This is a genomic window from Methyloligella solikamskensis (assembly GCF_042676065.1).
Lineage (GTDB): Bacteria > Pseudomonadota > Alphaproteobacteria > Rhizobiales > Methyloligellaceae > Methyloligella > Methyloligella solikamskensis.
Map to the genome: position 1 here is coordinate 19,449 of NZ_JBHTJO010000001.1, position 19,445 is coordinate 38,893.

15 protein-coding genes and 1 tRNA gene are annotated in these 19,445 nt (G+C 58.2%); 13 read left to right on the forward strand and 3 right to left on the reverse strand.

What is annotated here, in order from left to right; genetic code table 11:
- Window positions 1–280 precede the first annotated feature (280 nt).
- From ACFQ2F_RS00100 to ACFQ2F_RS00115, 4 genes are all read left to right on the forward strand, one after another.
- A complete protein-coding gene (locus ACFQ2F_RS00100; protein WP_379090533.1) occupies window positions 281–1,528 on the forward strand; it encodes a Zn-dependent hydrolase in 1,248 nt (415 codons plus the stop codon).
- Between the two features lie 164 nt (window positions 1,529–1,692).
- Window positions 1,693–2,601, forward strand: coding sequence for an arginase family protein (locus ACFQ2F_RS00105; protein ID WP_379083905.1), 909 nt, complete (start codon window positions 1,693–1,695; stop codon window positions 2,599–2,601).
- Window positions 2,598–3,131, forward strand: a complete 534-nt coding sequence (locus ACFQ2F_RS00110) for a MarR family winged helix-turn-helix transcriptional regulator (RefSeq protein ID WP_379083908.1) — start codon at window positions 2,598–2,600, stop codon at window positions 3,129–3,131. The genes ACFQ2F_RS00105 and ACFQ2F_RS00110 overlap by 4 nt, the downstream gene beginning before the upstream one ends.
- A 288-nt stretch (window positions 3,132–3,419) precedes the next feature.
- On the forward strand, window positions 3,420–4,679 hold the full coding sequence (locus ACFQ2F_RS00115) for a tyrosine-type recombinase/integrase (protein WP_379083911.1): 1,260 nt from the start codon (window positions 3,420–3,422) through the stop codon (window positions 4,677–4,679).
- Window positions 4,680–4,757: 78 nt separating this feature from the next.
- Here the strand turns inward: ACFQ2F_RS00115 and ACFQ2F_RS00120 are convergent, their stop codons facing one another.
- Both ACFQ2F_RS00120 and ACFQ2F_RS00125 read right to left on the reverse strand, forming a co-directional pair.
- Window positions 4,758–6,692 carry a UvrD-helicase domain-containing protein gene (locus ACFQ2F_RS00120; protein WP_379083913.1) on the reverse strand — a complete coding sequence of 645 codons (1,935 nt, stop codon included), beginning with the start codon at window positions 6,690–6,692 and terminating at the stop codon, window positions 4,758–4,760.
- Window positions 6,685–8,982 (reverse strand): ATP-dependent nuclease, encoded by a 2,298-nt coding sequence (locus ACFQ2F_RS00125; RefSeq protein WP_379083916.1) that lies wholly within the window; start codon window positions 8,980–8,982, stop codon window positions 6,685–6,687. Before ACFQ2F_RS00125 ends, ACFQ2F_RS00120 begins: the two co-directional genes overlap by 8 nt.
- 399 nt (window positions 8,983–9,381) lie before the next feature.
- Between ACFQ2F_RS00125 and ACFQ2F_RS00130 the strand changes: the two genes are divergently transcribed.
- The 9 genes from ACFQ2F_RS00130 (at window position 9,382) to ACFQ2F_RS00170 (ending at window position 19,256) form a co-directional block, all read left to right on the forward strand.
- On the forward strand, window positions 9,382–10,377 hold the full coding sequence (locus ACFQ2F_RS00130) for a hypothetical protein (RefSeq protein ID WP_379083919.1): 996 nt from the start codon (window positions 9,382–9,384) through the stop codon (window positions 10,375–10,377).
- Between the two features lie 125 nt (window positions 10,378–10,502).
- Window positions 10,503–10,724 (forward strand): helix-turn-helix transcriptional regulator, encoded by a 222-nt coding sequence (locus ACFQ2F_RS00135; protein WP_379083922.1) that lies wholly within the window; start codon window positions 10,503–10,505, stop codon window positions 10,722–10,724.
- Between the two features lie 65 nt (window positions 10,725–10,789).
- Window positions 10,790–11,266, forward strand: a complete 477-nt coding sequence (locus ACFQ2F_RS00140; protein WP_379090535.1) for a helix-turn-helix domain-containing protein — start codon at window positions 10,790–10,792, stop codon at window positions 11,264–11,266.
- Window positions 11,247–12,311, forward strand: coding sequence for a tyrosine-type recombinase/integrase (locus tag ACFQ2F_RS00145; protein WP_379083925.1), 1,065 nt, complete (start codon window positions 11,247–11,249; stop codon window positions 12,309–12,311). The genes ACFQ2F_RS00140 and ACFQ2F_RS00145 overlap by 20 nt, the downstream gene beginning before the upstream one ends.
- A 64-nt stretch (window positions 12,312–12,375) precedes the next feature.
- Window positions 12,376–13,959, forward strand: a complete 1,584-nt coding sequence (locus ACFQ2F_RS00150; RefSeq protein WP_379083927.1) for a type I restriction-modification system subunit M — start codon at window positions 12,376–12,378, stop codon at window positions 13,957–13,959.
- 2 nt (window positions 13,960–13,961) lie between these two features.
- Window positions 13,962–15,206 (forward strand): restriction endonuclease subunit S, encoded by a 1,245-nt coding sequence (locus ACFQ2F_RS00155; protein WP_379083930.1) that lies wholly within the window; start codon window positions 13,962–13,964, stop codon window positions 15,204–15,206.
- 6 nt (window positions 15,207–15,212) lie between these two features.
- A complete protein-coding gene (locus tag ACFQ2F_RS00160; protein ID WP_379083933.1) occupies window positions 15,213–15,860 on the forward strand; it encodes a hypothetical protein in 648 nt (215 codons plus the stop codon).
- Window positions 15,857–18,748, forward strand: a complete 2,892-nt coding sequence (locus ACFQ2F_RS00165) for a type I restriction endonuclease subunit R (protein ID WP_379083935.1) — start codon at window positions 15,857–15,859, stop codon at window positions 18,746–18,748. The genes ACFQ2F_RS00160 and ACFQ2F_RS00165 overlap by 4 nt, the downstream gene beginning before the upstream one ends.
- Window positions 18,738–19,256, forward strand: a complete 519-nt coding sequence (locus tag ACFQ2F_RS00170; RefSeq protein WP_379083938.1) for a hypothetical protein — start codon at window positions 18,738–18,740, stop codon at window positions 19,254–19,256. The genes ACFQ2F_RS00165 and ACFQ2F_RS00170 overlap by 11 nt, the downstream gene beginning before the upstream one ends.
- Window positions 19,257–19,343: 87 nt before the next feature.
- On the opposite strand, the gene ACFQ2F_RS00175 is transcribed toward ACFQ2F_RS00170, so the two are convergent.
- Window positions 19,344–19,420, reverse strand: a tRNA-Arg gene (locus tag ACFQ2F_RS00175).
- Window positions 19,421–19,445: the final 25 nt, after the last annotated feature.

A 19,445-nucleotide genomic window follows, 5' to 3' on the forward strand; every position in this document is an offset into this window, starting at 1 on the left:
TCGGCGGCAGGGATGGGGTTGAGGGCGGGCAGGAGACGCCTCCTCGATGATCAAGCGCAACAAGACGCCCCACGCGGATCGTGAGGACCCGCGTCGCACTGGGGTGGATACGAGGTGTACACGCATTTCTTAGCACAACCGGAGCCTGCAGAAACACAGGTGAGGGAGGATAGATGTGGACACGACGCGCAAAGCCCGCCTCGTAACGCCGTTCTAAGGCTCGATCCCCCATATGGCTGAGCTACTATCCGGTGAGTTCGTTGCTCTGAAAGTACCCGACATGCCCGACCACAAGACCGTCCGCGTCGACGCCGACCGCCTCTGGAACAGCTTGATGGAGATGGCCAAGATCGGACCGGGCGTGGCCGGCGGCAATAACCGGCAGGCCCTGACGGACGCCGACGCCGAAGGACGCGCGCTGTTCGCGGCCTGGTGCCGGGAGGCCGGGCTGGAGCTCACCACCGACACCATGGGGAACATGTTCGCGCTCCGCGCCGGCACCGAGCCCGGACTGCCCGCGGTCTATATGGGCAGCCATCTCGACACCCAGCCGACGGGCGGCAAATACGACGGCGTTCTCGGGGTTCTGGCGGGGCTGGAGGTGGTCCACGCCCTGAACGATGCCGGGATCGAAAGCCGATACCCCATCGCCATCGTCAACTGGACCAACGAGGAAGGCGCCCGCTTCGCCCCGCCCATGATCAGCTCCGGCGTGTTCGCCGGTGCCATCGACCTCGACTACGCCTATGGCCGCCGCGATGACGATGGAAAATCCTTCGGTGAGGAGCTGGAGCGCATCGGCTGGAAGGGCGGCGAGCCTGTCGGGGAGCGCACGATGGCCGCCTATTACGAGCTGCATATCGAGCAAGGGCCGGTCCTCGAAGAAGAAGGCTGCGATATCGGCGTGGTCACCGACTGCCAGGGACTTTGGTGGCTGGAGTTCACCCTGACGGGCCGCGCGGCCCACACGGGCTCCACGCCCATGGGCATGCGAGTCGATGCCGGCCTCGCCATGGCCCGTATTATCGCCATGCTGCGCGAGGTGGTGGAGAAACACGCCACGGACAATGCCATGGGCGGGGTCGGCCATATGGGCTTTGCGCCCAATTCACGGAACGTGCTGCCTCAAACGGTGGTGTTCACGGTCGATCTTCGCTGTCCCGACAAGGCGGTGCTCGATGAGTTGCGCGAGACCGTGGAGGAGAAAGCAGAAGCGATCTGCGCCGCGCTCGGTGTGGGCTGCGCGGTGGAGGCCGTCGGGCAATATGCGCCGGTGCATTTCGATCCGGGCCTGGTGGCCACCGTGCGCGAGGCTGCCGAGGCCCTCGGCCTGAAGCATCGCGACATCATCTCCGGCGCCGGTCACGATGCGTGCTGGGTGTCGAAGGTGGCGCCGACGACGATGATCTTCTGCCCCTGCGTCGGCGGCATCTCTCATAACGAAGCCGAAGAGATCACGGCAGAATGGGCGGAAGCCGGTGCGAACGTGCTGCTGCAGGCCCTCTGCAAGACCGCAGGCGCAGGCTAGGATCTCGGGGACCCGCACTCAGGCGCACCGCTCACGCCGCGGCTACCTGCTGTCTTTACTGCAGCCCCCTTCCGCCTTGTCCTCAGCGTCCTTTCGCCTTGACGAGCCGGCGGCGTCACGATAGATGCATGATGCATCGATCTTTACAAACCCGCGAGACCAGCATGGTTCAGAACTTCAGTATCATGGGCGCCCCCGTCGACAGCGAGGGAACGCCGGCCGGCACGTCCCGGGGCCCGAGTGTCATGCGGCAATTGGGGATTTCGAACGTGGTGCCCCATGTTGCGGATATCGGCGATCTACCGGTCTCCATTAAGAGCACCGAGCGGGATCCCGTCAGTGGCATGAAGGCAGCGTCCGAAGTGATCGATCTCACCGCGAAGACGCGCTCGGCGGTCGCAGGAGAGATCCGTTCGGGGCGAAAGCCCCTGATCGTCGGCGGCTGCTGCGCACCCATCATAGGGGCCATGGCCGGAGCGCGCGACGCGCTTGGCGATGTCGGGTTGGCTTATGTGGACGGGCATGCGGACCTCTATGACGGCAAGACCTCGCCCAGCGGCGATTGCGCGGACATGCCCATGGCGTTTTTGCTGGGCCGGGCCGGAGACCTTCTTAGGGAGGCTGCAGGCCCGAACGGCATTCTCGCTCCGGAGGAGGTCGCGCTGCTGGGCTATCGCGACGACTACATTGCAGGGCCGGAGGGATCGCTGATGCCCGAGGACATCGGAGACTCACTCTATCGCCGTAATCCGGATGCCCTGCGGCGCGACGGGATGGCGTCAGCCGGCCTGTCCGCCCTCTCCTACTTGCGCGCCGGCCCCGGCCGCTTCTGGCTGCATCTCGACTGGGACGTTCTGGACGAGGACGAATTTCCCTCTTCCGATTATCCGATGCCGAACGGGCTGACTTGGTCCGAGCTGGCCGAGCTCGTGCGGCCGCTGGGCTGGTCGCCCGAACTGATCGGCATGTCGCTTGCCTGCTACAATCCGGACAACGATACGGATCTCACAGACGGCCGGAAAATTATCCGCTGCCTGGACGCGATATTTTCCGGCGACGGAGGTGCCCAATGACAACCGCAAAGACCGCAAACGTTCTTGGCGCGCTCGCCCTCACCTTGTCCGACCGCATCCAGGCGGAGGCCGAGGACGTGGCCGGTCTCGGCGGCATGGGACCGGCCATCCTCGTCGGCGTCCATGAGGATCCGGGAATCCTGATCGAGCGTCTCGCGGTGGAGCTCGGCCGAGGCCAGTCCAGCATGGTCCGGGCCGTGCAGCAGCTCGAGCGCAGCGGATTGCTGGAAAAGCGTCAGGGCAAGGACCGGCGGACCTTCGGCCTCCACCTCACCAGGTCCGGTCGGGCCCGCGTGCGCTCCATCCTCGACAAGCGTGCGAAAGCGCTCGACGCCGCGCTGGGCGTGCTGTCGCCGAAGGAGCAGGTGGCGCTTTCGGGACTGGTCGAACGGATGCTTGAGGGACTCGTCAGGGTCGAGGACGACCGCTTTCCCATGTGCCGGCTTTGCGATGAGGCGGCCTGCGGCCCGTATAGCGAGTGTCCGGTCGAACGCGGCGCGGCGCGGTGCCGGGAGGATCCGGGTGCGTAACGGGGAGCGACTGCCACAGCCGGCCGAAGGATTTGGGAAAATGGCGCGCCGCGATGGATGCGCTGCAGAAAGTGGCGCACCCGACAGGATTCGAACCTGTGACCTCTGCCTTCGGAGGGCAAGGGATTGTGTTTTCTGAGCATTCCTGATCATTCCTCAAAATCCTTCAAACATCAGAAAAACAACAAAAATATAGGATATTGCCTTCTGGCGGTTCCTTGACGTTCCATCCTCGGTGGTTACTATGCGGTTCCTTCCCGCAAAAAGTAACCACCGAAGTTGGAGCCGATGTCGAAGAAGCTTTCGAAATCCGTTGTCGATCGCGCACAACCCAAGGCGGGCGACTACTTCATCTGGGATGGTGAGCTGAAGGGCTTTGGCGTGAAGATCGCCAAGGGCGGCCGTAAAACGTACGTCTGCAAATACAGGGCCGGTCGCGGGCGTTCCGCGCCAACGCGGCGCATGACCATTGGCGCTCATGGTTCGCCCTGGACAACGGATCAAGCTCGGGCGGAAGCGCGGAAGGTCCTTGGGCGGGCGATCAATGGAGCAGATCCCGCAAGAGAAAGGCAGGAAGCGAAGAAACAGATCACCGTGGCTGAACTCTGCGACCTCTATCTTGAGCAGGGAACTGGCACAAAAAAACCAAGCACTCTCGCGACCGACAGGGGACGCATTGAGCGTCACATCAAGCCGCTCTTGGGCAAGAAGAAGGTGCCGGACGTGACGCGCGCCGACATCAAGCGCTTCTTGCAGGACATTGCCAGCGGCAAGACCGCAAACGACGAGAAAACCGGTCCGCGCGGACGGGCTATCGTGAAAGGTGGAAAGGGTACGGCAACTCGTACCGTCGGATTGCTTGGCGGCATTTTCTCGTTTGCCTTCGATAGTGGCCTGATCACCGAAAATCCCGTGCGGGGCGTGAAGCGCTTTCCCGACAACAAAGGGCAACGTTACCTCAGTCAGAACGAACTGGCGTCGCTTGGCCAAGCCTTCGACAAGGCCGCCGAGGAAGATACGAACCCCTTCGCTGTAGCGATCTTGAAGCTCTTGATTTTTACAGGTGCACGTCGGGGCGAAATCGAGGCGCTCAAATGGAAAGAGGTCGATCTCGAAGCCGGCTACCTCCGTTTGGCCGATTCGAAGACCGGACAGAAAGCGATCTTGCTAAGCGCTGGTGCGCTTGAAGTTCTGTCGCAGGTGCAGCGATTCGAGGGCAGAGAGCATGTTTTCCCATCCAGCTCTGGAGACGGTTACTTTGTCGGCACACCGAAGGCATGGCGCAAAATTCGAGAAGCGGCGGGTTTGGCCGACGTGCGCATCCACGACCTGCGGCACAGCTTTGCCAGCATCGCAGTTTCCGGTGGGGCCAGTTTGCCAATCGTCGGCGCCCTTCTTGGTCATTCAGACAGTTCGACGACCCAGCGTTACGCGCACTTACATGATGACCCGTTGAAAGCGGCGAGTGAGGCAGCTGGCCACAAGATCTCGGCGTCGCTTAGTGGGGGCATGCGCGAACTTCGACCGGTGAGAGATTCAACCGAATAGCCGCTTTTGGGCCTGGAGCGGACAGGCTACTTTCTGATGGTGGGAATAGGGAAGCGGCCGATCGAGCCGCGACGGCAGCTAAGCGAGCGCGTCCTGCGAGAGGATATCCGCTTCCGGGAAGAGCCCGAGCCCGCGAATGTGCGCTGTCGCCTTTGCGGGATCGGCCACGAAAAGAATGACCACTAAGTCTTGCCGAGCACGTGTGCAGCAAACGTAAAAGAGCCGCCTCGTTCGCTCGACGCCGGTTTCACCGCCTTCCTCCAGCGTCGTTTTGTCCCGCGCGGAAAGCTCCTTCAGCCCAAAGTATTTTTCATAGGAGAACTGAAAGTGCGTGCCTTCGTCGTCGTCGAGCACAACAAGCACTCGATCAAATTCAGCCCCCTTCACACCTTGCTGGGTGGAAAAAGGCGACTCCTCGCTGACGTAAGCTTGATAAGGCCGGAGCTGATTGGCCGGGCACGCGAGGAACGCGGCCATCGAATTGATCTCTTTTGAAAGATCTTCCTCCACCTCCGCTTCGCCGTCTTCGTTCTCTTCGGCCTCGGGTCCATTCGCCGCGATATCTTCAAGGTAAGCGGAGAGGCGGGGGTCAAACGCCACCAAGCGGCTATCTTTGACAAGCATCAACACATCACGGATGGTCGCCTGCGATTCCGGCCCCATCAGATCACCGATCTTATTGCTCACAGCCTGAAGTTGATTGAGGCGCTCGGCGACGTTCACTCCTTGCAGATTGGCCTTCACGAGCAGCGGTGAATGAAGGCGAAGCAGTCGCATCGTATCGAAATCTCTCCCGTCGCGGACAGCCTCCGCAAGCGGTAGTAGAAACGAAACCAACGGTCGCAGCGGCCAGGCCGTCGCATCCAGAAATCCATTTTTGAAGGCTTCCGGCGCCTTGTCGTTCAACGCTGCGTAGAGGTCTCCGAAACCCAATCGCTTCGCCGCCATGCGATGCACGATCACCAGCATTTTCACCGGATCGTTCTCGGCGCCGGGCTGCCACAGCTCGTCATCGTTTGCGTTCGCAACCCACGCCCGAACTTCCGCCACGCGTTCGTCGCGATGGGGGTCGGTCGGCAGGACGAACAGCCGCGCCGTGCCTACGATCGGCACTTCCTCCTCGCCTTCTTTCTTCTTCCGGCCACCGACCTGAACCAGATCGTCGCCGTCACGCCGGATGGCATTTGCGAGGTTCAGTACCGATGTCGGCGAACGGAAGTTTTCCGGCTTGGGGATCGCCCGCCAATCGTCGGGTTTGGGTACCGTCCCGATACCGGTGGGATAGATGCGTTGCATCGGGTCGCCGAAGAACCCGAGGCAAAAGCGGGCCTGCTCCTGCTGCTGAACCGCCATCAACGCTTCGACGATGACAGGAAAGGTATCCTGGCTCTCGTCCACGAAAACGAACGGAAATTGCTGCGCGACGAGAGTTCGGAAAAGCGGGCGATGGATCATCAACTGCGAAGCCATCTTGATGATATCGTCGTGGCCGAGGATGCCCTTGGCGTAGTCACTTCCGGTTCCATAAGTAAAGGTACGAACTCGAGCGATAGCCTCGCGCTGCTGCTCGTAGCGCACGACATCGCGGGCATTCTTGTCTCGTGTTTTCTGCTGAACGCGAGGGCCAAAATTGGCGGCGGCGTGCAGCAATTCTCCGATCCGCTCGTCGATCCTGTTTGCGACCCAAACGGCGATGTCTCGCTGGAAGCCGCGCGCGATCGACCAAAGGAAACTATGGATCGTGGAGACATGAACGAGGGGGTTATTCCCCACGTCCGCCCAAATCTCCCCGGCGGCGATCTCGGTATAGGTGATGCATGCCACGCGCTGCCTGCGCAGCCGCAAACGCTCGCCGTGGATGGCGAGGATCGAGGCGAGCCCCTTAATCAGCGACGTGGTTTTGCCCGAACCCGCCCCAGCGACCATGTTGAAGCTGGTCGGCGGCTGCGCTTCCAGGCAGTGCCGAAGGTCTATGTCGGCCTGCGTGTCGAGCTGTTGCGCGCGGCTATTCACCCACCCCGGCCCCTTCTATTTCGGCCTCTACTTCAAGATCGATCTGTACCTTGAGCCAAGTGAGACCGTCTCGAATGTACGCCGGAACCTGCCACTCTTCCGGTCCGGCCGTTAGCACCCCAAGGGCGAACTTGGTCTTGTCGAACTTGTCGCCACTAACCCGCTTGTGAAGCCCCGCCGCCAGCGCGGCAGGATCAGCCAGTGCACCGCGTAAGCGCAGCCCCAACTTTCTCTGTTCTGCGCTCTGGCACCATTCGGCGTTCTCGAGCCCAAAGGCTTCTTCCAAGGTCCGCCCGGCCAGTTCGGCGGTATAACCATTCCACACGACGGGCACGGGCGTCTGATAGGCCACCCGGACGCGGGTCGTGCCCTCCGCCGGGGTTTCCTTCTCTTGCTCTGTCGCCGCGAAAAGATCGTCGATCGAATGCTTCGCGGGAAGCCATTTCACGAGGGTCTGGTTGGAAGTGACCGCCCCGGCCACGCCCGGCAGGCATTTCTTACCGTAGCGACGGGCGGGCGCAGGGCCGGCAGCCTCGCCGGCCGGCGCGGGCGAAGCGTCACCGTCCAACAACGCCTCGAAGTCATCACCGGCTTCCGCTTCCGTGCCCTCGACTTCGATCTCAAGCTCGACATCGTCGTCATCATCGCCGTCATGATCGGCAGATAACAGGGTAACGCTGTCCACGTCGGTGATGATCAGCGTGACGATTCCGAGGAATTCAATCAACGATTTGAACTTGTGACCAAAGGCACCGCCAACCTCGAGAATGCAGATGCAGGAGGAACGCAGCGATCTCGCCGTTTTCGATATCATGATCGGGAGCAGCAATCGCTCGACGTTGCCCTCCACGAGCACGGCGGCATCCGAGAAAAACAAATCGCAGTGGGTGAGCTTCAGATACCGCTGCAGAAAATCGCGATGCTCTGTTTCCTGCGCGTAGAACGCGGAAAGGTTGAGTACTTCGGTGACCTGATCGTTTCCAACCAAATCGCGCCGGAAGTAGCGGATCGGCTGAAAGCCGCGCTCGTAGAGGATGTGCGGCGAGTGTGTCGTAATGACCGCTTGGCTGGCGAATGATCCCTCGGCCTCACCCGGTATGACCAGCAAGTCGAGAATATTGCGTATGAACACCTGTTGGAGTTGCGCGTGAAGGTGCGCCTCGGGCTCCTCAATGAAAATGAGATGGAGGGGAGCGCGCCTCTCCTCTTCGGCCTTCCAGCGCTCCTGAAGGTCGAGTACCTCGACCACCATATAAATCAGGTTTTTAAAGCCGAGTCCGTTGTAGGTGTCAGGCAGCATGATCGTCTGCGCACCTTCGCCCACGACGTAGTGGACGCGCGCGTCCTGCGCCATGATGGACGCGGGGCTCAGACCCGACTTGATTTCGAGCCGTGGGTTATTGAGGCCGGGATAACCCAAGCGTCCCAATCGCTCCAACGTGTCTTTGAAAACTTCCGCGAGATGCTGGTCGAGACCCACCTCAGACTCGAACAGCGCCTTGAGCGCCTGATGGTCGTCCTGACGCTGATCGAGATTGCGCTGATAGAAGCGGCTTAACCGCTTCGACAAATCCTCCGATCGGCCGCCGACGCCGGAAACCGTTGATGGGTCCGCGAGGTGCCGCTGCGCATTCAGGAAATCGACCTTGATGAGCGATTTTAGCATGGCAGCGCCGCCCGGTTCGTTGCCTAGCGGTAGCGGCTGATATCCTTCCTCCGCCTGAAACTTCGCATCAAACTGCGTGTGATCGAGGACGAAGTAGCGCAGCTCGTACTCGAGTCTCAGTTCCTCAAGCAAATAAGCCGAGAGCGATTTCGGCCAAGGTACATAATCTCCCGCGCCACCGACCAGCGCCGCGGCCTTCGCCCGGCCATCATCTCGAGCGGCGCGGTAACGCTGGATCAATTCGGCGATGTTCTTTGGCGCGAATTCTATACGAACGCCAACGAGCGTTCCGGCCCAAGCCATCGAAGGCAGGATGGGGATAACGAGATAGAGGTCTTCCGCTCCTACCTCGAACCAAAGGTCGAGCGAGACGGCAGGAAATTCGGCTTCGGCGATCTCGCCCTCTCGTTCGCCGATCTCATCCAGCAACGGCCAAACATGCGAGCTGAAATCATACAGCGAGAATGCATCTTTGCCGCCGGAGAGAAACATCTGCATCGCCTGCGTCGCAGATGTTTTTCCGCTGTTGTTTGCCCCGACGAAAATGGAGATGTCGGATGCAAGCTCGACATGCACGTCCCGAAGCCGCCGGAAATTCCGCAGTCGATACGAGTGTAGGTGCATCGTGTTTCCCCCAGGATGGAGGCTACCGGCTGACAACCCGCTTGGGAATCTCAAACACACGCCGTTTCAGCGATTGAATCTGTTGGTGCGGGCTGTCCCTAGTGTCGTCGGTTTCCGATACAGCTCATGAGCGTCCGCTTTCAGAACTGGATCGGCCGAGACTGAATGTCCGAGTAGAGGGCGCGTATCAGCCATAGCCCGCAAGCTGAGCGAAGGACCGCTCTCGGGTGTTCGGACCGGAAGCCAGAACGACCAGGTTTGGGGCGCAGAAGCGCCATCCGCGCTTACATAGCCGCTTAGCGGCCACTTCAGCTGGGCGAAGGGACGACCCCTCTCCCAGGTTGCGATCATCGGGGCAATCGTACAATCTCCATCGCTCTGCAAGTCTGGGGCTCGCGATTGGTCGACGAAAACTACACCCTGCTCGGGCCGCTCCATCCCGCTGAAAAGTGTTACCTCTTTGAGGTGTTGCTGTGGCGTGCTTTCGCTCGGCTTCCGGAACCGTACTTTATTGAGGATCAAGAGTGGCGCTTCCACCGGGAAATGCTGGAGTCTTACGACGCCCCAAATCCCGTTTGTGACGCGTTGAGCGACGAAGAGTGCGCCTACGCTGGAATTCCGCCAGATCCGCGCTTTGCAGCGCTCCTTGGCAATCAGGAAACACTTCCTGTCGAGCACTATGACAGGATGATCCAGCTGGTTGAGGGATTTGACCCGCCCGAACCGGAGAAGCTCAAGGAGCAGATCGAAAGCCGAGAGCGCGCAGTCTCGTATCACGCCGAAGTCGCTGACTGGCTTCCCTTGCTGGACGACTATCTGGACCAATTCAAAATCCAAATCTGTCTCGCGCTCTTGCAAGGCAATTTGACCGCTTACGGCACCGAACTACCCCACAAGGATATCAACGAGTGCGATCGTATCCTGGGCGAAGAAGATATGTGGCTCGATGAGCTGCCCGTCTTGCCTGTTGAGAAAGAGTGCTGGGTTTCTTCCGGAATCGAATGGGAGCGAAGTGCGCTCAAAACCCGGACCCGCCACTTCATCTGGGTGCATCTCGTCGTGAAGGATGTGATGCAAGTGTTTCCGCCCACGATCCTCCTCTCAAAAGATAGCTTAAGACCGATTGGGGGCAATTTCGCGCTTGTGGGTGGAGCCTTCTCGGCATCAGCCCAACATACCACCAAGCGGGGACGCCCGAGCCTTCCGTGGGATGATTTTCACATCGAGGTGGCGCGTATGTTCCGCGATGCCGAAATGCCAGACAAAAAGGAAGCGGCCATAGCGGCGCTGCAGCAGTGGTTTATCGAGCGAAAAGGAAAAACGGTGAGCCGTGCCGCAATCGGCCAGCGATTGACCGGCTATTTTGACGCTTTGATACGCAAAGACAAAAAATAGCTGATCGCGATATTCTGTCTCTTTCCGATACATTTATGGCCGCGAAGAATTTGAACTGAAAGCCTTCGCAATCCCACTCTCCAGCATGTTCCGGCACTGTCCGGCCAACCGATGGAGATGGACCAATGAGCATCGAATCCCCTCTTGTTCTGAACGCGGCAGATGTCGCAAGGCGGCTGAACCTTTCAGTCAGCACACTCGCGAAGATGCGGCTATCCGGGGCTGGACCCGCCTATTCAAAACTTGGCCGCCGAGTTGTCTACAGGCTTGATGACCTTGAAGCTTGGATTGCGGCTAACCGGTTTAGGTCGACATCCGAGTACTCGGGCAAGCGCGTTCGGGTCTAAGCGTGCGGAAAGCCAAAAAGCGAAACGTCGATCTCCGCAAAATACGCCCCACCAAGGTCTATTCGGTGATTGAGGTCGCCGAAGCTCTTGGTCGATCGCGGACCACGGTCAATCGCTGGATACGCCACGGCCTGCCTACTCTAAGCCCCGATCGGTCGCCGCTCATCTTGGGGGCCGAATTGCGCGACTGGCTGAAGACACAACGGGACGCGCGCAAACACCCCTGCGCGTTGTTCGAGCTCTACTGCTGCCACTGTCATCTTCCCAGGGCGGTGGCATCCGGATCAGGTCGCATTCTTCAACGTTCGCTCAAAACAGTCGCCGTTCAGGGTCGCTGCGCCGTTTGCAATACGCGGATGAAGATGACCCGGTCTCGATCAGATCTGTCGGAATTGGAGAGACACTTCGGATCAATGAAACCGGAATTGCCAGCCCTAGATGTGTGTCCCAATCCCGGCGCAGATAGTCTCATTCGCCCGCTCCCAATCCTCCCACCCGATCAGGCACCGAAAGGCCAGGAAGATGAGCAAAAGGAATGCTGAAAACGAGCGCGCGAAGCTTCGCTATCTCGAGATTCTCAGGCACGCCGACGGAAGGTCTGAACAGACTGTACGGCAGATCGAAAAGGCACTGCTACGCTTTGAGGAGTTCACGGGGTTCGCCAGCTTCAAAACATTCAATCAGAAGCAGGCCGCCGATTTCAAGCGCGCGCTCTCGAACAAAGGGCTTGCGCTGGCAACAACGCTTTCGACGCTGAAAAGCCTGAAGAAGTTCTTTGTCTGGCTGTCGTCTCAACCGGGATACAAAAGCAGGATCAACGCCGACAGCATCGCCTATTTGCGCCTATCTGAACGGGATGAACGCATCGCCCGTGCGCCTGCCGACAAGTCCTATCCAAGCCTTCTCATGGTCGAAAGGGCGGTGAGTTTGATGCCGTCGGAAACGCCAATAGAGAAGCGTGATCAGGCGATGATTGCCCTTGCGGCAGTCACCAACATTCGCGTTGGCGCTCTGATTTCGCTCAAACTCAAGCACTTCGATCCCGACCGGATGCTGGTTTTGCAGAATCCGAAAGAGGTCTCTACCAAGTTCGGCAAGCCGATTTACACGTTCCTGATCCAGCTCAACGATGATTTCGAGCGCATATTCCTAGACTGGTGCCGTTTCCTTCGCGAGGTCGAACTCTTCGGCGACAACGATCCGCTGTTTCCGAAAACGGCGATGGCCCATGATGATGAAATGTGCTTCGTTCCGGCCGGTCTGTCGCGCGAACACTGGGCGACGAGCGCGTCTGCGCGAGAGATCTTCAAGGCTGCCTTCCGGACCGGCGGGCTTCCGGAGTTCACACCCCACAGTTTCCGACACATGCTGGTTTCTGAGGCCTACCGGCGCAAATTGACGCCGGCCCAGCTGAAGGCGTGGAGCCAGAACCTCGGACATGAGAGCCTGCTGACCACTCTCGGCAGCTATGGAAAACTGTCACTGGAAGAACAGGGGCAGCTCATTCGCGAAGTCGCCGCAACGCCGGAGGAGCCGCCACTCACTTCCTCGCAACTTGAGGAAATCCTGCGCAGGCGCGGGCTGTAGCGTGCAAACCCCACATGTTCACGCTACCAATGTCCTTTCGTGTGAGTGATTGGGGGGCATCGCTATGACCGAAGAGCAGAAGCGCCGGCTCGAACAGCAGCTTTGGAACATCGCCAACACGCTGCGCGGCCGCATGGATGCGGACGAGTTCCGCGACTACATTCTCGGCTTCATCTTCTACAAATACCTCTCCGAGAAGATGCTCGCCTATGCCGATTCGATTCTGGAACAAGACGGGCTGACCTACCTCTCCATCGAGGAGGCGCAGGCCGAGGGCGAAGAAATCCTTGAAGCCGTCAAGGAAGAGGCCGTTGCCGAACTTGGCTACTTCCTGCGCCCGTCGGAGCTGTTCGGTGAACTTGCCAAACGTGGCGGCGCGAAGGGGAAGGAAGGCGTTAGCACCTTCATCCTCGACGACCTGACACGTATCCTGAACAATATCGAACAGTCCACCATGGGCACGGATAGCGAGGAGGATTTCGACAAGCTATTCGAAGATCTAGACCTGCAGTCCACCAAGCTCGGGCGCAACGAACAGGCTAAGAACGACCTCATTGTAAAGGTGCTCACCCACCTCAACGAGATTGATTTCGAGCTCTACAAATCCGATTCCGATGTGCTGGGCGATGCCTATGAATATCTGATCGGAAAATTTGCGGCTGGCGCCGGCAAGAAGGCGGGTGAGTTCTATACGCCGCGCGAAGTCTCAACCGTGATCGCCCGAATCGTCACCACCGGCAAGGACCGGCTGAAGACGGTCTACGATCCAACATGCGGCTCCGGCTCGCTCTTGCTGCGCGTTGCACGCGAGGCAAAGAATTCCGAAGAGGTCGAATTCTTCGGCCAGGAAATGAACCGGACAACTTACAACCTGGCGCGCATGAACATGCTGCTGCACGGCGTGCACTACACGCGGTTCGACATTCGCCAGGAGGATACGCTCGAGCACCCGCAGCACGAAATGGACCGGCGCTTCGAGGCGGTGGTGGCCAATCCGCCCTTTTCGGCCAAATGGAGCGCGAACGTCACGCTGGAAACCGACAACCGGTTTTCCCAGTACGGCCGCCTGGCGCCGTCGTCCAAGGCCGATTTCGCTTTTGTGCAGCACATGCTGCATTACCTCGACGACAACGGCACCATGGCCGTCATCCTTCCGCACGGCGTCCTGTTTCGTGGCGGTGCCGAAGGGCATATCCGCGAATATCTGATTCGTGAAAAGAACTGGCTCGACGCGGTGATCGGCCTGCCAGCCAACATCTTTTACGGCACCTCGATCCCGACCTGCATTCTGGTGTTCAAGAAATGCCGCGAGAAGCCGGACGATATCTTGTTCATCGATGCGAGCGCGCATTTCGAAAAGCAGAAGAACCAGAACTATCTGAGACCCGACGATGTGGACCGTATCGTCACGACGTACCGAGACCGGACCGAGACCGAAAAATTCAGCCACAAGGCGGCGCTGAGCGAGATCATCCAGAACGATTTCAATCTCAACATCCCGCGCTATGTCGACACCTTTGAGGAGGAGGAGCCGGTCGATCTCGATGCCGTGACGGCGGAGCTGAAAGCGCTCGAAGCTTCGATGGCCGGAACTGACAAGACCATTGCCGATTTCTGCGCGGAACTCGGCATCAAGGCGCCCTTTTAGCCATGGCCGACACCAAGCCAGGTGTGCCGCAACTGCGCTTTCCCGAGTTCGAGGGGGAATGGCCGGAAAGGCGTCTTGGTCAGTTTCTCGAATTCAAAAACGGCGTGAACGCCGACAAATCGATGTATGGCCGCGGCCACAAGTTCATCAACGTCATGGATATTGTTTCCGATCAGCCGATCACTTCGGAAAATATCATCGGCAGTGTTTCTATCCCGGATTCAGAGTTCAAAAAGAATGAGGTCCTGTGCGGCGACCTCCTGTTCCAACGCAGTTCTGAGACTCGCGAAGAGGTTGGCCAAAGTAGCATCTACGTTGACGCTGAAAAGTCTGCGACCTTTGGAGGATTTGTTATTCGAGGTCGGCCCATATCGGATATGGAGCCGATGCATTTTCACTGGATGCTGAAAACGGCGCGTGTTCGAAAGGACATGACGTCTCGCAGTGGTGGAAGCACGCGTTACAATGTGGGGCAGGACGCTCTTGCTGCGGTCGTTGTTTATCCCGCACCCACTCTCCCCGAACAAAAGAAAATCGCTGCCTTCCTCGGAGCCGTGGAGGCGAAGCTCAACGGACTGCAACGCAAGCGCAATTTACTTACCGGCTACAAGCGCGGCGTGATGCAGCGGCTCTTTTCCGGAGTTCTCCGCTTCAAACGCGATGATGGCAGCGCCTTCCCCGATTGGGAGGAGATGCGGTTAGGCGAGGTACTGTCGGAGCATGGCCTGAAAAGTACTGGCCTAGAGCCGGTCTTTTCCGTCTCTGTCCAGAAGGGCTTGGTAGATCAAATTGAGCACTTAGGCCGCAGCTTCTCGGCCAAGGAGACCGACCACTACAACCGAGTGTTGCCGTCGGATATAGTATACACGAAGAGCCCAACCGGCGAATTCCCATTGGGAATTGTGAAGCAAAGCAAACTCTCATCAGAGGTTATCGTATCACCGCTGTATGGTGTTTTTGAGCCAGAAACGAAGTGGCTGGGCGTGATGCTGGATGCCTACTTCGCGTCAAACATAAACACGACCAACTATCTCAAGCCCATCGTTCAGAAGGGCGCAAAAAATACGATCAACGTTACAAACACTGGTTTTTTGAGCGGAACTCTGCCCCTTCCAATCGACCATGGCGAACAGCGCAAAATCGCTGATTTCCTGTCCGCACTTGATGCAAAAATAGATGCCGTCGCCTCGCAAATCACCCAGACAGAGGCCTTTAAAAAGGGCCTGCTGCAACAGATGTTTGTGTGAGACACCATGCAGTCGCTCAAAGACCTCATCGAACGGCACTCACCTGAAGAAAGCGACTTTCGCTACTACATCCCGCTCATTGAGAAGGCCAAGCGCAACGAGGTCGACCATTCGGATATCTGCATAGAGTGTTGCTCTTCCCTGTTTCAGGGAATTTCCAAATCCATTGTATTTCGGCTCGATAGAGGCTGTAACCGGCCCGCGTTCGAAAAGCTCTCTGTGCAGCAACAAGTCAAACAGGCGCTGCGTCTACTCAAGCAAAACGATGATGTATTGGAGGACGCGTTTCCAGTTGCCGCAGAAAATTTGGCGCGCATCGCCGGAACGCTGCGGAACACGCGCGGGGACATTTCGCATGGCCGAGCAACGCCGAAGGAGCGGCAAAGCGATCGCAGCCTAGCGCGCGTCGTGTTGAAGGTCTCCGAGCCCGTCCTTCGATATATGCTGGCTTCGTACTTCGCCATTAAACCGGAGGTCGAACCCGCTATCGAGTATGAGGCAAACCCCGAGTTCAACGCATTTCTCGACGAAGAGAATCCGATTGCCGGAAAGCCGCTCTACAGCCTGGCGCTCTATCAGCAGTTTCATGAGGACTATCGCATTCAGCTATCCGCCTTCCTTGACGACGAAGAACAGGAGGGGGCAGCAGAGTGACTCAATCCGAAGCCGAGCTTGAGAGGAACCTCGTCACGCGCCTGACCGGGCTCGGATATGAGCCCGTCATCATAGGCGACAGCGCCGCGCTTCTGGCCAATCTGCGCACCCAGCTTTTCAAGCACAACGAGAAAGCGCTCGGCGGCATACCGTTCACCGATGCCGAGTTCGAGAAAGTGCTCAACCATCTCGACAAGGGAAACGTATTTCATCGCGCCAGGACGCTGCGCGACCGCTTCGCGCTCAGCCGTGAGGATGGCACGACCGCCTATCTCCGGTTCATCAACATGGAGGAGTGGTGCCGCAACGAATATCAGGTCACGCACCAGATCCCCCAGGAGGGCAGCTACAAGAACCGCTATGACGTCACGCTTTTGATCAATGGGCTGCCGCTGGTGCAGATCGAACTCAAGCGGCGTGGCATCGAGATGAAGGAGGCGTTCAACCAGATCAACCGCTATCAGCGGCACTCGTTCTGCGCCGAGCGGGGGCTGTTCAATTACGTGCAGATCTTTGTCATCTCCAACGGCGTCAACACCAAATACTACGCCAACCAGCGCAAGCAGCATTTCAAGCAGACATTCTTCTGGGCCAAGCCCGACAATTCCCTGATTACCCACCTCGATGAATTCGCGGACGCGTTTTTGGAGAAGTGCCACGTCTCCAAGATGATCTGCCGCTATATCGTGCTGCAGGATACCGACCGCATCCTGATGGTGTTGCGGCCTTACCAGTATTACGCGGTCGAGCGTATCGTCGAGCATGTCAAGAGCAGTCGGAAGAATGGCTATATCTGGCACACCACCGGCTCGGGCAAAACGCTGACCAGCTTCAAGGCTGCGCAGATTCTCACTGGCCTGCCCAAAATTACCAAGGTGGTCTTCGTCGTCGACCGCGCCGATCTCGACTATCAGACGACCAAGGAGTTCAACCACTTCTCCGAGGGCAGCGTCGACGGCACCAACAACACGCACCAGTTGGTTAAACAGTTCGGCGATCCGAACCGAAGGCTGATCGTCACCACGATCCAGAAGCTCAACAATGCGGTGACCGGGGAGCGGCACGACAAGACCATGCAGGCGGTCAAGGACGAGCGCGTGGTCTTTATTTTCGACGAGTGCCACCGCTCCCAGTTTGGTGACATCCACAAGCGCATCACTGAGTATTTCTCAAAGGCGCAGATGTTCGGCTTCACCGGAACACCGATTTTTGCCGACAACGCTGCCCGCAACTTACTCGGCAAGCGCACCACCAAGGATCTGTTCGGCGAGCAGCTGCATCAATACGTCATCACCGACGCCATTCGCGATCATAACGTCCTGAAATTCTCGGTCGAGTATTGGGGCAAGCTCAGGCGCAAAGACGGCAGCCTGATCGACGAAAAGGTCGCCGGCATCGACACGAAGGAGTTCTTCGAAAACCCGGACAGAACCGAAGGCATTGTCGATTGGGTCATCGCCAATCACGGCCGCAAGACTCACGGCCGGGATTTCACCGCCATGATGGCGGTCGGCAGTGTCGATATGGCGATCCAGTATTACGAACAGTTCCAGGCCAAACGTGAAGCCGGCGAGCACGATTTGCGTGTAGCGACCATTTTCACCTTCGCGGCGAATGAGGAAGACAAAGACGCTGACGGTTTGATCGGCGACCCCGATTTCAACATCACGAACACCGCGCCGGAGAATCGCCACAGCCGGGAAAAACTCGATCAGTTCCTTGCCGACTACAACGCGCTCTATGGCACCAATTTCAGCACCAAATCGAATGACGGTTTCTACAACTACTACAAGGATATCGCGAAACGCATCAAAGAGCGCGACAAGGAAGGCTTTCAGGACAAGGAGCGCGTCGACGTCCTGCTTGTCGTCAACATGTATCTGACTGGCTTTGACGCCAAGAAGGTCAATACGCTCTATGTCGACAAGAACCTGCGCTACCATGGGTTGATTCAGGCCTATTCGCGCACCAACCGCATTCTGAACGATGTGAAGAGCCAGGGAAATATCGTCAGTTTCCGCAATCTGAAGGCGAACACGGACGAGGCGATTGCGCTGTTCTCCGACAAGAACGCCAGCGAAGAAATCCTGATCGAGCCCTACGAAACCTACGTCGAGCAATTCAACGAGGGAGTAAAGGAGCTCCTGCAGATCTCGCCGGCGCCCAAAGCGGTTGATCTTCTCGAGGACGAGAACGAGCAGCTGGCCTTCATCAAGGCGTTTCGGAAGCTGATCCGGCTCCTCAACGTTTTGACCAGCTTCTCGCAATTCAGCTGGGCCGATCTGTTCATGGACGAACAGACCTTCAAAGACTTCAGGAGCAAATACCTCGACCTTTACGACCAGACGCGCGGCCAGCAGGGCGAAGAGGACAGGGCATCAATCCTCGACGAGGTTGACTTCGAGCTTGAGCTGATCCGCCGCGACGAGATCAACGTCGCGTACATTTTGTCGCTTCTGGCAAGGCTGAAGGAAGCCGAGACCTCAAGCGATGAAAATGAGCGCGCGTCGGTCGATCAACGACGCAAAGCGATCCTCGATCTTCTGGGATCGGAGCCGCAACTTCGCAGCAAACGTGAACTGATCGAGCGCTTCATAAACGAGAACCTAGCGCACATAGCGACTCCTCAAGATGTTGAAAGCGAATTCGACAGCTTCTGGATGGCCGAGCGTGAAAAGAGTCTGGCCGCCTTATGTGAAGACGAAGGATTGGAGCAGGACAAGGTCGCGGAGATTATCTCCGACTATCACTTCACCCAGCGCATGCCGCTCAGGGAGCGCATTGTTGCGGCGCTTTTGGAGAAACCGAAAATCCTGGAGCGCAAAACACTCATTGAGCGGGTCACGCAAAAGCTGATGGATTTGATCGGGACTTTTGATGACGTCTGATTCTAAGTCCGGCAGTTCCGAGACTGTTGCGTGGTTGCAGTCAACCCTCCCCGACTTTGCCAAACTCACAGGGGATGATATCGAGGCAGCGACTGATTTTTTGCTGTTGTGGAGTGTATTCGAGCTGCAAGCGCTGGACGGCAACGCGAGCGTAAACACGATTTCTGAGTTCGCAAGGCGTGTTTCTGACGGTGGCAAAGTGGACGCGAACGTCATCCAGAAAGCCGCCCACTATTTTCGCCAAAGGTATTTTGAGGACGGGGATTTCACCAACGCGTTCCACGAGCTTTACGCTCGAGACGACAAGGGAAAGTCAATGGTTGAGCAGTTCCTGTCAGCAGCTCAATTCTCGCCGGACGACTCACTCCAAGCAAACCTGCTGATCACCTATCGTCTCAAGAACAATTTCGTACATGGCTCGAAAATGGCCTATGGCCTGGCGGGTCAGTTCGAGAATTTTCGCCATGCAAACGCCGTCATCAAAGCGGCATTGAACGCCATCTACTGACGGCCAACTTAGTGTGGCAGTGGTTACTATGTGGTTCCTTTTGTGGAAACCAAGAACGGCACATCCATGCTAAGTCATTGAAAAGAGTGGCGCACCCGACAGGATTCGAACCTGTGACCTCTGCCTTCGGAGGGCAGCGCTCTATCCAGCTGAGCTACGGGTGCTTGATCGCGTGGACGCGACAGTACT

Excerpts from the sequence above, each read along its gene's own strand:
- ACFQ2F_RS00125 (WP_379083916.1), bottom strand. The coding sequence starts at position 8,982 with ATGCACCTACACTCGTATCGACTGCGGAATTTCCGGCGGCTTCGGGAC.
- ACFQ2F_RS00105 (WP_379083905.1), top strand. The coding sequence starts at position 1,693 with ATGGTTCAGAACTTCAGTATCATGGGCGCCCCCGTCGACAGCGAGGGA.
- ACFQ2F_RS00155 (WP_379083930.1), top strand. The coding sequence starts at position 13,962 with ATGGCCGACACCAAGCCAGGTGTGCCGCAACTGCGCTTTCCCGAGTTC.
- ACFQ2F_RS00100 (WP_379090533.1), top strand. The coding sequence starts at position 281 with ATGCCCGACCACAAGACCGTCCGCGTCGACGCCGACCGCCTCTGGAAC.
- ACFQ2F_RS00110 (WP_379083908.1), top strand. The coding sequence starts at position 2,598 with ATGACAACCGCAAAGACCGCAAACGTTCTTGGCGCGCTCGCCCTCACC.
- ACFQ2F_RS00160 (WP_379083933.1), top strand. The coding sequence starts at position 15,213 with ATGCAGTCGCTCAAAGACCTCATCGAACGGCACTCACCTGAAGAAAGC.
- ACFQ2F_RS00135 (WP_379083922.1), top strand. The coding sequence starts at position 10,503 with ATGAGCATCGAATCCCCTCTTGTTCTGAACGCGGCAGATGTCGCAAGG.
- ACFQ2F_RS00170 (WP_379083938.1), top strand. The coding sequence starts at position 18,738 with ATGACGTCTGATTCTAAGTCCGGCAGTTCCGAGACTGTTGCGTGGTTG.
- ACFQ2F_RS00150 (WP_379083927.1), top strand. The coding sequence starts at position 12,376 with ATGACCGAAGAGCAGAAGCGCCGGCTCGAACAGCAGCTTTGGAACATC.
- ACFQ2F_RS00145 (WP_379083925.1), top strand. The coding sequence starts at position 11,247 with ATGAGCAAAAGGAATGCTGAAAACGAGCGCGCGAAGCTTCGCTATCTC.
- ACFQ2F_RS00115 (WP_379083911.1), top strand. The coding sequence starts at position 3,420 with ATGTCGAAGAAGCTTTCGAAATCCGTTGTCGATCGCGCACAACCCAAG.